13 protein-coding genes are annotated in these 14,388 nt (G+C 72.4%); 4 read left to right on the top strand and 9 right to left on the bottom strand.

Features of this window, described 5'->3' with window-relative positions; translation table 11 throughout:
• Positions 1-63: 63 nt before the first annotated feature.
• The 7 genes from ACZ42A_RS22310 to ACZ42A_RS22280 all read right to left on the bottom strand — a co-directional run bounded on the left by ACZ42A_RS22310 (position 64) and on the right by ACZ42A_RS22280 (position 8,643).
• Positions 64-846: a TfuA-like protein gene (locus tag ACZ42A_RS22310; RefSeq protein WP_468528990.1), complete on the bottom strand. Its 783-nt coding sequence runs from the start codon at positions 844-846 to the stop codon at positions 64-66.
• On the bottom strand, positions 818-2,071 hold the full coding sequence (locus ACZ42A_RS22305) for a YcaO-like family protein (protein WP_468528989.1): 1,254 nt from the start codon (positions 2,069-2,071) through the stop codon (positions 818-820). Before ACZ42A_RS22305 ends, ACZ42A_RS22310 begins: the two co-directional genes overlap by 29 nt.
• Positions 2,064-5,222 carry a carbamoyltransferase C-terminal domain-containing protein gene (locus tag ACZ42A_RS22300; RefSeq protein WP_468528988.1) on the bottom strand — a complete coding sequence of 1,053 codons (3,159 nt, stop codon included), beginning with the start codon at positions 5,220-5,222 and terminating at the stop codon, positions 2,064-2,066. The genes ACZ42A_RS22305 and ACZ42A_RS22300 overlap by 8 nt, the downstream gene beginning before the upstream one ends.
• Complete coding sequence (locus ACZ42A_RS22295; protein ID WP_468528987.1) at positions 5,219-6,142, bottom strand: multinuclear nonheme iron-dependent oxidase; 924 nt, start codon at positions 6,140-6,142, stop codon at positions 5,219-5,221. The genes ACZ42A_RS22300 and ACZ42A_RS22295 overlap by 4 nt, the downstream gene beginning before the upstream one ends.
• Before the next feature lie 11 nt (positions 6,143-6,153).
• Positions 6,154-6,882, bottom strand: a complete 729-nt coding sequence (locus tag ACZ42A_RS22290; RefSeq protein WP_468528986.1) for a hypothetical protein — start codon at positions 6,880-6,882, stop codon at positions 6,154-6,156.
• Positions 6,883-6,983: 101 nt separating this feature from the next.
• Positions 6,984-7,169 carry a hypothetical protein gene (locus ACZ42A_RS22285; protein ID WP_468528985.1) on the bottom strand — a complete coding sequence of 62 codons (186 nt, stop codon included), beginning with the start codon at positions 7,167-7,169 and terminating at the stop codon, positions 6,984-6,986.
• Between the two features lie 292 nt (positions 7,170-7,461).
• The gene (locus tag ACZ42A_RS22280; RefSeq protein ID WP_468528984.1) at positions 7,462-8,643 is read right to left on the bottom strand and encodes a PucR family transcriptional regulator; all 1,182 of its coding nucleotides are present in this window, start codon (positions 8,641-8,643) and stop codon (positions 7,462-7,464) included.
• Between the two features lie 163 nt (positions 8,644-8,806).
• On the opposite strand from ACZ42A_RS22280, the gene ACZ42A_RS22275 reads away from it, so the two are divergent.
• Both ACZ42A_RS22275 and pruA read left to right on the top strand, forming a co-directional pair.
• Positions 8,807-9,787: a proline dehydrogenase family protein gene (locus ACZ42A_RS22275; RefSeq protein ID WP_468528983.1), complete on the top strand. Its 981-nt coding sequence runs from the start codon at positions 8,807-8,809 to the stop codon at positions 9,785-9,787.
• A gap of 39 nt (positions 9,788-9,826) precedes the next feature.
• On the top strand, positions 9,827-11,458 hold the full coding sequence (gene pruA, locus ACZ42A_RS22270; RefSeq protein ID WP_468528982.1) for an L-glutamate gamma-semialdehyde dehydrogenase: 1,632 nt from the start codon (positions 9,827-9,829) through the stop codon (positions 11,456-11,458).
• Between the two features lie 80 nt (positions 11,459-11,538).
• Here pruA and ACZ42A_RS22265 read toward each other — a convergent pair whose 3' ends face one another.
• Positions 11,539-11,745 (bottom strand): DUF5988 family protein, encoded by a 207-nt coding sequence (locus tag ACZ42A_RS22265; protein ID WP_468528981.1) that lies wholly within the window; start codon positions 11,743-11,745, stop codon positions 11,539-11,541.
• A 107-nt stretch (positions 11,746-11,852) separates the two neighbouring features.
• Between ACZ42A_RS22265 and ACZ42A_RS22260 the strand changes: the two genes are divergently transcribed.
• Positions 11,853-12,377: a GNAT family N-acetyltransferase gene (locus ACZ42A_RS22260; protein WP_468528980.1), complete on the top strand. Its 525-nt coding sequence runs from the start codon at positions 11,853-11,855 to the stop codon at positions 12,375-12,377.
• A gap of 218 nt (positions 12,378-12,595) precedes the next feature.
• Positions 12,596-12,727 (top strand): hypothetical protein, encoded by a 132-nt coding sequence (locus ACZ42A_RS22255; protein ID WP_468528979.1) that lies wholly within the window; start codon positions 12,596-12,598, stop codon positions 12,725-12,727.
• A 9-nt stretch (positions 12,728-12,736) separates the two neighbouring features.
• On the opposite strand, the gene ACZ42A_RS22250 is transcribed toward ACZ42A_RS22255, so the two are convergent.
• A complete protein-coding gene (locus ACZ42A_RS22250; RefSeq protein WP_468528978.1) occupies positions 12,737-14,281 on the bottom strand; it encodes a purple acid phosphatase family protein in 1,545 nt (514 codons plus the stop codon).
• Positions 14,282-14,388 lie beyond the last annotated feature (107 nt).

The raw sequence follows: 14,388 nt of genomic DNA, 5'->3' as shown, positions 1-14,388 counted from the left end.
CCCTGGTGGTTCCCTTCGTCCCTTCGTACCCGTTGCCGGACCCGCCGTACGGCGGGCGGGGCCTCACAGGCAGGTCTCGTGCGCCTCGGAGACGCAGGTGGGGCAGAACAGCACGCCCGCGGCGAGGGGCTCCTGACAGGCCGGGCAGCGGCGCACTCCGGCGATCTCGTCGCCGAGCCAGTCGCTCGCCAGCACCGCGCGCAGGGCGGCGTCGGCGTCGCGCACCTTGGGGTGCAGCCGTGGTTCCCGGCCGAGCCGCAGGAGCGCGGAGAGCACCGTGGAGCCGGTCCCCAGGTCGCTCCAGGCCGCCCGGCAGGCCGCCCAGGACCGCTGCGTCCAGTGGATGTCCTCGGCGGCGCGGGCGAGCTGGGCCCGCCGGGCGGGGGTGAGCAGGCCCGACTCGACGGCGGCCGCCAGCACGGCCCGTACGTGCACCGTGCACACGGTCAGTTCGCGGTAGCCGTCGTCGGGGTCGAGGGCGACGGCCACGTCGGCGTCGGAGGTCAGGGTGCCCAGCCGGTACAGCGTGAAGATGTCGCCGATGCCGATGGCGCCGAGCGGCCACAGGTCCGCCGCCCGCAGCGCCCCCATGCTGGAGCAGCCGACCACGGTCCAGCCGGAGTCCAGCAGCTGACGGCACTCGGTCGGCGTCACGGCCATCGTGCCGCCGAACAGGCCGTCGACGAGGACCACGGTGCCGGGCTTGTCATCGAGCAGCGGCAGCAGGTCCCCGCGGCGTACGGGGGGCCGCAGGTCGACCGCCGCCAGCAGGGCGGGATCCAGCGAACGCACCGATGCCGCGCCGAAGACGACGGGCCTAGGCCTGGACGTGCTGATGGGCCACACGACGGCTCCTGAAGGGGTCTACGACGGAGTCGACCATGCCGGGCACCATGACGTGGGCGACGGGCAGGCCGAGCTCGGGGACGGTCAAGTCGGTGTGGACGACCCGGTCGTAGCCGCTGTCCTCCAGCAGGGCGGCCACGTGCCGCAGGGTGGCGCGCGTCGAGCGCGGCGGCGGGTCGGGGAGTGTGCGGAAGTCCGTGACGCCCTCCGCCTTGGCCCGCAGGGCGCGGTGCAGGAACGCCGCCCGCTGCTCGGCGGGGTCCGCGCGGTAGACGTCGGCGACGCGGTCGAGGTCCTCCCGGCTGCCCTGGATCGCGGTGGCGCGGGCCTGGGCGGCTTCGGTCAGGGCCCGGCGCAGGGCGACGCCCGCGTTGGGGTGCGCCCCGAAGCCGGAGACCGCCAGGTGGGCCTGGGCGGCGCCGGGGTCGGACAGGAACACCGCGAAGGTGGGCAGGACGGTCGTGTGCGTGAGATCGACGACGACGGTGTCGATCTCGGCCTTGGCGTACTTGAGCAGCAGCTCCGACTCGGCGGGCCCGGTGATCGTGTCGAGGGGGACCAGACGGCCCGGCCCGCCCTGGAGGTAACGGGAGGTGGCGTCCCGTTCGACGACCTCGTAGAGGGCGTGCAGCACCGCCTCGCTGAGGGTGGCGCCGGAGGCCAGACCCGTGGTGCTCGGGCGTACGGGCCGCAGGCAGCCGGGCGGCGCGGTGTACGGGAAGAGCACCTCGGCGGCCGGCAGCAGCACGGGGCTGCCGTCCCTGCTGTCACGGCCCCGGATCCACTCCAGCGGCCGGTCGGGCAGCTCGGTCAGACCCAGGTCCGCTCCGTCCAGATGGGCGTGCCCGGCGGCTCGCAGCTCGGCCGGGGCGGCCGTCAGGGTGGGGCGGGCGACGGAGCCGCAGTGCCGCTCCAGCGCCTCGAACAGCGCCGAGGCCAGGGCCTCCGACGGCTCGTTGCCCTTGCCCTGGCAGAGGGTGATCTGGCCGGTGCGGGCGTTCGGCCGCGTGACGCTGAAGACGGGGATGCCCACGATGTCGAGCGGCGTGAGGTCCGTGACCCGGCTGATGCCGAGCCGGTGGCGCAGCGGCCACACGCGGGCGATGGCCTCGGCGGCCGGCACCGACCGGTGCGAGGTGCCGCACGGCAGCATGGCGGGGTCGTCGGTCGTGGTCTCCAGCCACGCCAGGGCGTGCGGCACGGGGCTGTTGTCCAGGTCAGTCATGCGGTGTCTCCCGGGTGACCACCAGCAGGCAGCGGGCGCGGAGCGCGGTCAGGAACGCCAGTGCCGTGTCGGTGTCGATCTGCGTGCCGTCGAGGCAGGCCGGCAGGTAGGAGCCGAGGGGACGGCCGGGCTCGGCCCGGGACAGGGCGGTGAACGCCCACCTCGGCAGGTCGAGGCCGGCCGGTTCGGCCCCGCCGGTGATCCGCAGCCGGCTGCCCTCGGCGTCCTGTTCCCACCGCAGCCGTACGCCCGGGGCGAGGGCGAGGGCGGAGCGCAGGGAGAGCGGTGCCTCGTGCTCGGGGGCGCGGCGGACCAGCCGGTCGCCGAGCACCAAGGCGCTCAGCCGGGTGCCCAGCAGCATGTCGAGGGCCTGTCCGGGCGTCTCGATCATGGGTTCGCCGCGCCGGTTGAGCGACGTGTTCACCATGACCGGGAAGCCGGTGCGTTCGCCGACGAGGTGCAGCAGCTCGTGGATGCGGGGGTTGGCGGCCCGGGAGACGGTCTGCACGCGGGCCGTGCCGTCGACGTGGGTGACGGCCGCGAGCCGCTCGCGGTACTTCTCGCGGACCGGGACGACCCGCAGCATGTGCGGTGACGGCTCGTCCAGGTCGAAGTACTCGGCGGCGACCTCCTCGGGCACGATCGGCGCCAGTGGGCGGAAGTCCTCCCGGAACTTGATGTGGGCGTTGATGAAGTCCCAGGTGTCGCGGCTGCGGGCGTCGGCCAGCACCGACCGGTGTCCCAGCGCGCGCGGCCCGAACTCCGAGCCGCCCTGGAACCAGCCGATGACCTCGCCCGCGGCGATCCGGTCCGCGACGTCCGCCGGCGACAGCGGTTCGGCGACCACCCGGTCACCGACCAGCCGGATGGCCGCGTCGTGGTCGTCCTGGGTGTACGGGTGGCCCAGGTAGTCGTCGTACGGCCCCTGTTCACGGCGGGTGGAGCCGGTGAGCCGGAAGTGCGCGGCGGCCGCGGCGCCCAGGGACACCCCGGCGTCGCTCGCCGCGGGGAACACGAAGAGGCGGTCGGCTCCGCTCTCCCGGGCGATGCGGTCGTTGGCCACGGAGTTGAGGGCGACGCCTCCGGCGTAGGCGAGATTGCCGCAGCCGGGCACCAGGGACATGGCGTACCGCATGCGGGCCACCAGCGCCTCTTCGAGGTCGGCCTGGATCCGGGCCGCGAGGTCGGCGTGGTCCAGCGGACCGCCGGTGCCGGGGGCGCGGTAGGCGTCCTTCCAGTCGCCGCGGAAGCGGGGCAGGCCGTCGGGGCCCGGCTCCAGGAGGCTGGGCCCGGCGTTGCCGGGCTTGCCCCAGGGCGCGAGGCCCATCAGCTTGCCGCTGCCCTCCTGCCAGTCGCCGAAGACGTACTGGCTCACGGCCGCGTAGGTCTCGCCGATCGAGGAGGAGCCGACGCGGACGTTGAAGGAGTCGGCGTACTCGCGGAACAGCAGCCGGTAGCCGTCGCGGTGGAAGTGGTAGACGGAGAAGACATGGATGCGCGGCAGCCGGTCCCCGGTCTCCTGGGCCAGGTACGCGCGCAGTCCGGGTCCGTCGGTCAGGAGGTCGTCGGCGCCCAGCACGGAACCGCCGGAGCCGTCGCAGACGGCGACCACCGCCTCCTCGAACGGCGAGCCCCAGAACGCGGAGAAGGCGTGCGCGAGGTGGTGCGAGACGTAGACGGCGCGTTCGTCGAACGGGTCGAACAGGTCGAAGCCCTGTGCGGCGGACGGTACCGACAGTCCCACGTAACCCGGCAGCAGGGGCTGCGCGTTGAAGGCGAAGACGTCCACGTCGTCCGCGCTCAGGCCGGCCGAGCCGAGGCAGTAGTCGGCCGCCGCCCGGGAGGCGAGGTGACCGACGCCGTCGTGTTTGCGCCGGGTGACCCGTTCCTGCTGCACGGCGACCTGCGGGACGCCGTCGCGGAGCAGGCAGGCGGAGGCGTCATGGCTGGCCGACAGGCCGAGGATGACGGGCCCGCCCGTGCCGGCCCGCGCCGCCGGGGCGGTCTCGCGGGACTCGTCGCGGGGAGCGTCGGTCCGGCCCTCGTCGCGGGGAGCGTCGATCCGCTCCACGGCGTCGGCGCCGCCGACGGACACGAAGGCGGTGACCGGTTCGGGGCAGGAGACGGTGATCACGGTCTCGCTCCCGGTGCCGGGCGGGAGGTCGAGCACCAGCCAGCCGGCCCCGGTGGCCCGCCGGGTGGTGCCGGCGCCCGCGGCGGTCACGGACAGCTCGGCGGCGCGGGGCAGCCACAGCGGGTCGGTGTCCCCGCTGACGACCTCGTCCGGGCCCGGGGCCGCGACCGCGATCCGCACGGCGGTGCCGCCGGTCGTGACGCGCAGCCGCAGCCGGTCGGCCGTGCGGGGCAGTTCAAAGCCGGACGGTCCCGGGGCATCGGCGCCCGGCTGCCGCAGCAGCGGCGTGTTCACCAGTGTTCCGCCCAACCCGGCCGAGGCCAGCAGCGCGGCGCGCAGCCGCGCGGAGGGAACGCGGCGCCCGTCGCCGCCCAGCCGCCCGGCCAGTGCGGCGGCGAGTCCGGCGACGACGCCGACGGCGGCCGAGGTGCCGCGCATGGGGTCGGGGCCGGCCGACGAGCGGGTGGCGTACAGGGTGTCCGGGACGAGCAGCTGCGGTTTGCGGCCCAGGCCGTCCGTGCCGCAGTACGCCGCCGGTTCGCCGTCGTCGGAGCCGACGCCGACGGCCAGCACGGAGGGGCAGGAGGCCGGGAACCTCAGCCGTCCCGGTCCGTCGTGCCCGGCGGCCGCGACGAACAGCGGCATGTCCGGGTCGCGGGCCACCTCCTCGAAGGCCCGCCGGACCCCGAGTCGTTCGGCGTCGCGCTCCGGCGACGACCAGGGCATGGCCACGATGTCCCAGCCGCCGTCCGCCGTGACCATGTCGCGCAGATCGGCGGCGAGGGTGCGGGCCTTGAGCCGGGCGGCCGAGGCGTAGCCGATCTCGGCCCGGCCGGCCAGCTGCCGGCACAGTTCGGCGACCCGCTCCGTGTGCGGGTCGGCCGCCGCGTCGCCGGGCGCCGGGGTGCCGTCGGAGACGACCAGGACCCGTACGCCCGCGCCGAGTCCGGCGCCCCGGTCGGGTTCCCCGCTCAGCACGGCCCAGGGCGGCGTGGCGGGCTGCGGTGCGTCCGTCATGCGGTACCTGCCGGGGCGAGTCCGGCGGGGCGGGCGATGGTCGGCGTCCAGTCGATCTCGGCCAGCAGTCCCTCGATGCGCTCGAAGTCGCTGTCCAGTTCCTCGGCGCCGAGTCCCACCCCGATCTCGTAGGTGACGGCGCGCAGCCGCGGCGCGTTGGCGACCGCTTCCTGGAGCAGGTCGATGACGGCGGGCGTGACCGCGTGGCTGTGGGTGTCCAGGTACCGGTTGTCGAAGGTCGGGTCGATGTAGCCGCCCGCCACGTGGATCTCCACCACCCGGTCCAGCGGCAGCGACCGCAGGACGTCCTCGTAGGGCTGCCGTACGGCGACGGCGTACGAGAACACGTGGGCGACGTCCAGCAGCAGATCGCAGTCGGCGCCGTCGGTGACGCGGTGGAAGAACTCGCCGAGGCCCATGCGGCCGACCGCGAGGGTGCAGGACGGGATCTCCGGCACGAACGGGTAGCGGCTCACCTCCCGCATCCGGCGGATGCCGTCCACGACGTGGTCGGCGACCTCGCGCTCGAAGAGCGGTGGGGTGAAGTACGGCAGCGGGTACGGGCCGATCGACCACAGGCCGATGTCCTCGCAGGTCCAGACGGCGCCCAGGACGTCGCTCACCGTCTCGAGACGGGTGAACAGCTCCATGTTGGGGCCGCCGGGCGCGGCGGGGGCCACCCCGGGCAGGTGGTGCACCACGGGCAGGTCCCCGGCACACTCGTCCATGAAGGTCTGCGCGTCGGCGGCGCTGGGCAGGGAGACACAGGACAGATGGCTGAGCCGGCCGGCGTACCTGGCGCACAGGTCCGGCATCTTCTGCGGGTAGCTGTCGCGGTACTGCCAGTCGAGTCCGAAGCCGAGTCGGCCGACGGCGTCCGTCTTCTCGTTCCTCACGCGCACCTGCTTCTCGTTCCTCATGCGCACCTGCCTCAGAGCGGAAGGGCCGCGGCGGAAACCTTGCGGCCGGGGAAGGCGGCGACGACGATCTGGTAGTCACCGGGTTCGCCGAGGGCTTCGGGGTCCAGGGAGCGCGGCAGCCTCCCGCGCTCGTCCACCAGCCGCCACGCCGAACGGAACGCCTCGGCCTGGAGGGCGCCCGGGACGTCCGGGGGAAGCAGTCCGCCGTCGTCCCAGGGGGAGAAGGCGGCCTTCGTCAGATCCATGCCTTCTCCCGGGATGCCGGTGGTGCAGGCGCACACGTCCTCGGGCGGCGCGATCAGCTCGGGGGCGGAGAAGCGGCTCACGAGCCCGAAGAGCTGGAAGACGTCCGCGAGCAGCCGGGAGCGCTCCACCACGGCTCCGTGGGCGAACAGACAGAAATTCTCGAAAAGGGTGCGGCCGGCGCTCTGCCAGAAGGCATCGGAATCCGCGTACGCCTCGACCAGGGGTGTGATGCTTTCCTTGCCGAGGCATTCCCACAGCGGCGGGCAGGTGCGCTGGAGATGGCGGTTCAAATTGCGCAGCCGGGCCGCTCGCTCGACGGTCAGGGCATGGAAATCCACGGTCGACAGAACGGACGCCGTCGCCTCGCAGACTTTCCCGGAGGGATCCTTCAGCGCGTCGGCGACCAACTCCGCGGAGCTTTTCGAGTAGAGCAGACGGAGCAGCAACTCTGTGCGGGCTTCTCTGTCATCGCGCAACAGGAGTCTCTGCGTCACGCCGGGAGAAAGGGTACGCAAGAACCTACCGCCGTTCGGTCGAGGGTGTGCAACCGGCAACAGCCGGCCGGATCTCTTCCGAGACCCGGCCGGACCTGGTGTTACTCCTGCCACTCCTTGTTGGAGTTGACCGACGCCAGGGCGATGTCGTCGTTGCCGCGGAACTCCGCGCGCAGCGGGCCGACGAATTCGTGGGCGTGGGTCGTGGCGAGGTGCCGGATGACAGCCGAACGCAGGTTCTTGTCGCTGTCGATGGCGGACAGGACCGCACTGGTGTTGTCGGACATGTACCTCTCCCTTTCGCAGAAATGACCGACGGTATTTCCGCCGGCCGACCAGCTTCGGGACGACTGACCGCAAGTGACCGGGTATCGGCACTCCGTCAGCGCGGACACAGATGATCACAACGAGAAGTGGATCTTCAAGACCCGCACAGGTAAGAGGTGGGTGAGCAATCTCACCGGCGATAACGGCTGGCGGCGGAATGGGGGCAACGCCTGAATTGCCGCTTGCGTAGCGAAGTGAAGGAAATCGATGGTCTGTTTTGCGCCAGACCGATGCATTCAAGCCAGCCGGCCCCTACAGCCGCGCCCCCTTCAGCGCCATGTGCAGCAGCAGCCGGTCCTCCCCGTCGTCCAGGTCCAGTCCCGTCAGCTGCTCCACCCGGGACAGCCGGTAGTAGAGGGTCTGCCGGTGGATGCCCAGCTCGGCGGCGGTGCGGCCGGCCTGGCCCGCGCAGTCCAGGTAGGTCTCCGCGGTACGGGCCAGCTCGTGGTGGGCGGGGGAGAGCAGCGGGGTGACCGCCGGATCGTGGGCGGCCTCCGGAGGGAGCGCGGTGAGCAGGCGGTACGGGCCGACGCGCGCCCACTCGGCGACCGGACCGAGCCGGGGCTCGGCCAGCGCGGCGCGGGCGGCGGCCGAGGCCTCCTGCCAGGAGGTGCCCAGGTCGGCGAGCCCGGCGCGGGGCTCGCTCACGCCGGCCGCGCGGGCGCCCTCCCGCAGCAGCCGGGACGCCGTGTTCAGGGCCGGTGTGGCGGAGTCCGTCGAGCGCAGCCGCACCAGCGCCGCGAGGCTCTGCCCGGTGGTGCCCCAGGGCACCGTGCACAGGGCGGTCGTGTGCGGAACCGCCCGCGCCGACGGCGCGTCGTCCGGGTCCGGCGACGGCCACGGCGCCACGCACACCACCGCGTGCGGACCGTCCCCGCGCGGGCCCAGCGCGGTGCGCAGGGCGGCCACCGCCATGTCGCGCTGCCAGCCCCGCTCCGCGGTCAGCACCGCCCGCAGCTCCCGGGTGAGGTCGGCACCGTGCTGCGCCTCGTCGGCGAGCAGCGCCCCGATCCGCCCGGTCACCTGCATGGCGGCCGTCAGCTGCGCCTCGGTGGGGCCGGGCTCGTCCTCCAGCAGCCAGACGTAGCCGAGGACGACACCCCGATGGCGTACCGGCAGGCAGATCCGCCCCCGGTACACCCCGGCCTCCGGCGTCGGCGGGATCCGGACCGGTGCGGTCGCCCGGGTGATGCCGAAGCCCTCGAACCAGGCCCGCACGGCGGCGGTGGAGCGCCGGGTGAGGATCGAGCGGGTGCGCACCGGGTCCAGTGCCGAGGCGTCCAGCTCGCCCTCGCTGTCGTAGGCCCCGAAGGCGATCAGCTCGAAGTCGCGGTTCTCCAGCGTCGCCGGGGCGCCCAGAAGCTCGGAGATCTCGTCGACCAGCTCCTGGTAGTCACCTTTGTAATCCGACGTCACCGGGGCATTGTCCCCCATTTCCGTCCGGCCCTCATACATCTGTCTGAGATCTGTTGCACGGATGCGTGACAGCTGTCCGTGGCAGACGATCGGAGGGATCCTTAGGTTTCACGGTGGTTCTCCGTGCCGTACCTGAAACGTCGGGTATCGGCCGATGGTTGGTTGTATGTGGAGGTGCCCCGTGCTGGGTCCCGTGATTCTCGCCGCGTCGCGCAGCGACCGGATGCGACGCCTGATCTCGGCGGCCCCGGGGACGAAACAGGTCGTCGACCGCTTCATTCCCGGCGAGACCGTCGACGAGATCGTGCCGATCGTCGAGGAGCTCACGGCCAAGGGCCTGGAGCTGACGATGGACGTCGTCGGCGAGGACATCACCACCCCGGAGCAGGCCACCGCCGCCCGCGACGCCTACCTGGAGCTGATCGAGCGGATCAAGCCGCTCGAGCTCGGCGAGAAGGTCGAGATGTCGGTGAAGCTGTCCATGTTCGGGCAGTCCCTCCCGTCGCCCACCACCGCCCTGTTCGAAGGGCCCTCCGGGCCCGCCCCTACATTCCCCGGCGGTCACGAGCTGGCGCTGAAGAACGTCCGCCCGGTCGTCGAGGCCGCCGCCGCCATCGGCACCACGGTCACGCTCGACGCCGAGGACCACACCACCCTCGACTCGATGTTCGCCATCCACGACGAGCTGCGGAAGGACTTCCCGCAGACCGGCTGCGTCATCCAGGCCTACCTCTTCCGCACCGAGGCCGACGCCCGCCGCCTCGCCGCGAACGGCAGCCGCGTGCGGATCGTGAAGGGCGCGTACAAGGAGCCCGCCGAGGTCGCCTACCAGCAGAAGCAGGAGATCGACAAGGCGTACGTACGCATCCTGAAGATCCTGATGGAGGGCGAGGGGTACCCGATGATCGGGTCCCACGACCCGCGCCTGATCTCCATCGCCCAGGAGCTGGCCCGGCGCGCCGGGCGCAAGCTCGACGAGTACGAGTTCCAGATGCTGTACGGCATCCGCAGCGAGGAGCACCTGCGGCTGGCCGCCGAGGGCCACCGGATGCGCGTCTACACCGCCTACGGCACCGACTGGTACGGCTACTTCATGCGCCGCCTGGCGGAGAAGCCCGCGAACCTGCGCTTCTTCCTGCGCTCGATGGTCAGCAAGGGCTGAGCCCCACCACCCGCTCAAGTTCAAGGAGTTACGGATCTCATGGACGCTGTGACCCAGGTCCCCACCCCCGTCAACGAGCCGGTGCACGGCTACGCCCCCGGCTCGCCCGAGCGCGCCCGCCTGGAGGTCAAGCTCAAGGAGCTGGCCGAGAACCCGATCGACCTGCCGTGCACCATCGGCGGCGAGAAGCGGATGGGCGGCGGCGAGGCCTTCCAGGTCGTCCAGCCGCACAACCACAAGGCCGTTCTCGGCACCTACCGCAACGCCACCAAGCAGGACGCCCAGGACGCCATCGACGCGGCCCTGGCCGCCGCGCCGGCCTGGCGCGCGATGTCCTTCGACAACCGCGCGGCGATCATCCTGCGCGCCGCCGAGCTGCTGGCCGGCCCGTGGCGCGAGACCCTGGCCGCCTCCACCATGCTGGGCCAGTCCAAGACCGCCCAGCAGGCCGAGATCGACACGCCCTGCGAGCTGGTCGACTTCTGGCGGTTCAACGTCCACTACGCCCGCCAGATCCTGGCCGAGCAGCCCCCGGCGAACTCCCCGGGCGTGTGGAACCGCCTGGACCACCGCCCGCTGGAGGGCTTCGTCTACGCGATCACCCCGTTCAACTTCACGGCGATCGCGGGCAACCTGCCGACGGCCCCGGCCCTCATGGGCAACGTCGTCGTGTGGAAGCCGTCCCCGACGCAGACCCACGCCGCCGTGCTGCTGATGCAGCTGCTGGAGGAGGCGGGCCTGCCCAAGGGCGTGATCAACCTCGTCACCGGTGACGGCCTGGAGGTCTCCGAGGTGGCCCTGAACCACCGCGACCTCGCCGGCATCCACTTCACCGGCTCGACCAAGACCTTCCAGTACCTGTGGAAGACGGTCGGCACCAACATCGAGAAGTACCGCTCGTACCCGCGGCTGGTCGGCGAGACCGGCGGCAAGGACTTCGTCGTCGCCCACCCGAGCGCCGACCGCGCGGTCCTGAAGACCGCCCTGACCCGCGGTGCCTTCGAGTACCAGGGCCAGAAGTGCTCCGCGACCTCCCGCGCGTACATCCCGGCGTCCATCTGGAACGACGGCTTCAAGGAGGAGTTCGCGGCCGAGGTCGACTACCTCACCATGGGTGACGTCACCGACCTGTCGAACTTCATCGGCGCCGTCATCGACGAGCGCGCCTTCGCCAAGAACAAGGCCGCCATCGACCGCGCGAAGTCCGACCCGGCCTGCACGATCGTCGCGGGCGGCACCTACGACGACTCGGTCGGCTACTTCGTCCGCCCGACCGTCATCGAGTGCGCCGACCCGGAGAACGAGGTGTTCACCACCGAGTACTTCGGCCCGATCCTCGCCGTGCACGTCTACGAGGACGACAAGTACGACGAGATGCTGACCCAGATGGAGTCGGTGTCCGACTACGCCCTGACCGGCTCGGTCATCTCGGGCGACCGCGCGGCGGCCGCGTACACGATGGAGAAGCTCCGCTACGCGGCCGGCAACTTCTACATCAACGACAAGTCGACCGGCGCCGTCGTCGGCCAGCAGCCCTTCGGCGGCGGCCGCGCCTCCGGCACCAACGACAAGGCCGGCGCCCCGCAGAACCTGACGCGCTGGACCCTGACCCGCGCCATCAAGGAGACGCTGGTCCCGCCGACCGACTACACCTACCCGCACATGGGCTGACGCCCAACGCCGACCCCCGCCCCCGCTCCGGATCCCCCCTCCGGACCGGGGGCGGCGTCGTACGGGGCCGGACGCGGGCGCTAGCCCGCCATCTCCGTCCGCTCCCACCACTCGTACACCCGCAGCCGGCCCTCCGGCGTATCCGCGTGGCGGTCGGTCGGCCGGAAGTGTTCGTACCCGTTGCGCAGCTCGACCTTCACGTCCGGGCCGGGGGTGGGGACGGGGACGATCCGCTCGGGAAGGTCGTCGGGGCCGCCCTCGAGCAGCACTTTCTCCGTGTCGTTCATGACGTCACCGTTCCCCTCACGACGGCCGCGGGGCCGGCGGCGCGCGGAGGATCAGTCGCACGGCCGATAACCGCCCCCCGGTCCACCGCGGCGCCGATACTGCCTGCGTGACCCTACGCATCGCACACACCTCCGAACTGGCCCCGGACGAACTCCTCGCCATCCGCGCCCTGTTGCACGACGCCTTCGACGGCGACTTCGGCGACGAGGACTGGGACCACACCCTCGGCGGCATGCACGCCCTGGTCCACGACGAGCGGGGGCTCGCCGCGCACGGCGCCGTCGTGATGCGGCGGGTGCGGCTCGGCGGGCGGTGGCTGCGCGTCGGATACGTCGAGGGGGTCGCCGTACGTGCGGACGTACGGCGGCAGGGGCTCGGCGGCCGGGTCATGGCCGCTCTGGAAGGGATCGTCACCCGCGCCTACGACCTCGGCGCCCTCTCCGCGAGCGACGACGGCGCCCGGCTCTACACCGCCCGGGGCTGGCGGGCGTGGGACGGGCGGATCTGCGCGCTCGGCCCGGAGGGCATCGTCCGGCTGCCCGACGAGGAGGGCTCCACGTACGTCTGGCCCGCGCCCGCCGATCCGCGGGGCGAACTCGTCTTCGACTGGCGGGACGGGGACGTGCTCTGACCTCGCCCGTCTCAGATAGTAGGAAGTCCGAGTAATTGTGGAGACAGACGCTCCGTCCTCGCCTACTTTTGTAGGAGCCGAACGTCTCGCTCGACCAAGCGACTGGCGCTCGTGAGCCGGGCCCGTGCAGGCAACCCCTGCGGCACCGCAGCTCCGCGCCCATCCGGCGTCTCGTGGATCCCTTTCCGCACTCCCGTCTGTCGAAGGAGTCGATTCCCATGGCCGAGACGACCGTCCGCCGCCGAGTCCGCCACGTCTCCCGCATCAGCGAGTCCGAGCGCAAGAACGCCGCCGCCGCTCTCCAGCGCGCCCTCGACCGCCGGGACAACGGCGGCGCGACCGGCCACTGAGCGGCGGGCTCAGCTGCCCCTGCGCACCTCGAAGTGGTCGATCCGCTCCCCGTTCCCGGCGAGCGCCGACACCGTGAGCCGCGGGGCCGCCCCGCTCTCCGCCTCCACGGAGAGGAACGAGAAGCCCCGGTAGCGCACCCGCGACCACTCCACGGTCTCCGGCTTCGCCTGCCGCGACCTCGTCCACCGGAAGGTCGGCACGGCCTCCCGGTCGGCGACCCGCCCCTCGTAGCTCTCCGCCACCCCCGCCGGAAAGCCGTACAGCTCCTTCCCGCCGCCGCCCGCGGTGACGTAGACGATCCCGTCGCGCGTCGGATCGGTGGAGCCGCCGATCGGCACCGGCCGGCCCACCTCGCCGCCGCGGATGGCGTCGGTGCGCTCGTAGACGTGGTTGTGCCCGTTGATCACCAGGTCCACCTGGTGCTCGGCGAACAGCGGCACCCACTCCGCGCGCACCCCGCCGTCGGAGGCGTGCGAGGAGGTGGAGTAGGCGCAGTGGTGGAAGAAGACGACGACGAAGTCGACGCCCCTGTCCGCGCGCAGTTCGCGCAGCTTCTTGTCCAGCCAGGCCGTCTGGCGGCCCTCGCTGTACCCGAGGTTCGCGGGGATCTCGTACGACACGTCGTTGGCGTCCAGCGCGACCACGCCGACGTTGCCGTAGGTGAACGCGTACACGCCCGGCGCCCGGCGCGGGTCGAAGCCGCTGTCCGGCAGGGACCAGCGGGTCCACTGGCCGCCGTAGCCGTCGGGCGAGTACCAGGCCTCCATGTCGTGGTTGCCGGTCGTCACCATCCACGGCACCGACCGCGCCACCGGCTCGGTCTGCTTCAGGTACAGGTCCCAGTGGGTGGCGTCGTAGGCGTCGGACGCCCGGCCCTTGCCGGTCGGGTTCGCGTAGCAGATGTCGCCCGCGTGCAGGTGGAAGGCGGGCTTCTGAGCCAGCAGCAGCGCGTTGTTGGCGGCTGCGGCCTCGCCGACGCCCTGATCGCCGAAGGCCGTGAAGACGAACCTGTCGGTCTTCGTGGGCGCGGTGCGGAACGTGCCGAGGGAGGCGCGGTGCTCGGGTGCGGCCGGGTCGTATCCCTCGTGGCCGACGCCGTAGTGGTACGTCGTACCGGGCAGCAGGCCGTCCAGCCCCGCGTGCACGTAGTACTGCTCGACCGCCGCGCGCACCCCTCGCACCTCGGGTGTGCGCAGCGCCCGCACCTCGGCGTCGATCCGGCCGCCCAGGTCGTCGGGGCGGGTGCCGATCCGCACATACGGCCGTCGCACCGCGGCCGGCACCTGCCAGGAGATCCGCATCGCGGTGCGCGGGTCGGCGCCGAAGGCGAGGTGGCGGCCGAAGGGGACGACGGCGGAGCCGGGGGCGCGGGAATCGGCGTCGGTCGCCGGTCTGTCCCCTCCCGAGCAGCCCGTGAGCAGTCCGCCCGCCACCGCCCCGGCCGTCACCAGCGTGCGGCGCCGGGTGAGCCTGGTGCGCAGATACTCGTGCTGTTCGGCCATGCTCATCCGGTCGGCGAGTCGCGCCGGTATGCCGAAGTCGGGGATCTCCATGCCGGTGACCATGCCCGTGAACTTCCCAGCGCGGGCCAACACCCGCGCGACATACGGGTGAACGCGGGACGACGTGTCCGTATCGCGGACAGTGCGTGTCATCCCAT

Source organism: Streptomyces sp. NPDC030838, assembly GCF_055572035.1.
The sequence above is the reverse complement of the archived record's forward strand: the minus strand, read 5'-3'. Positions and strand labels throughout refer to the sequence as shown.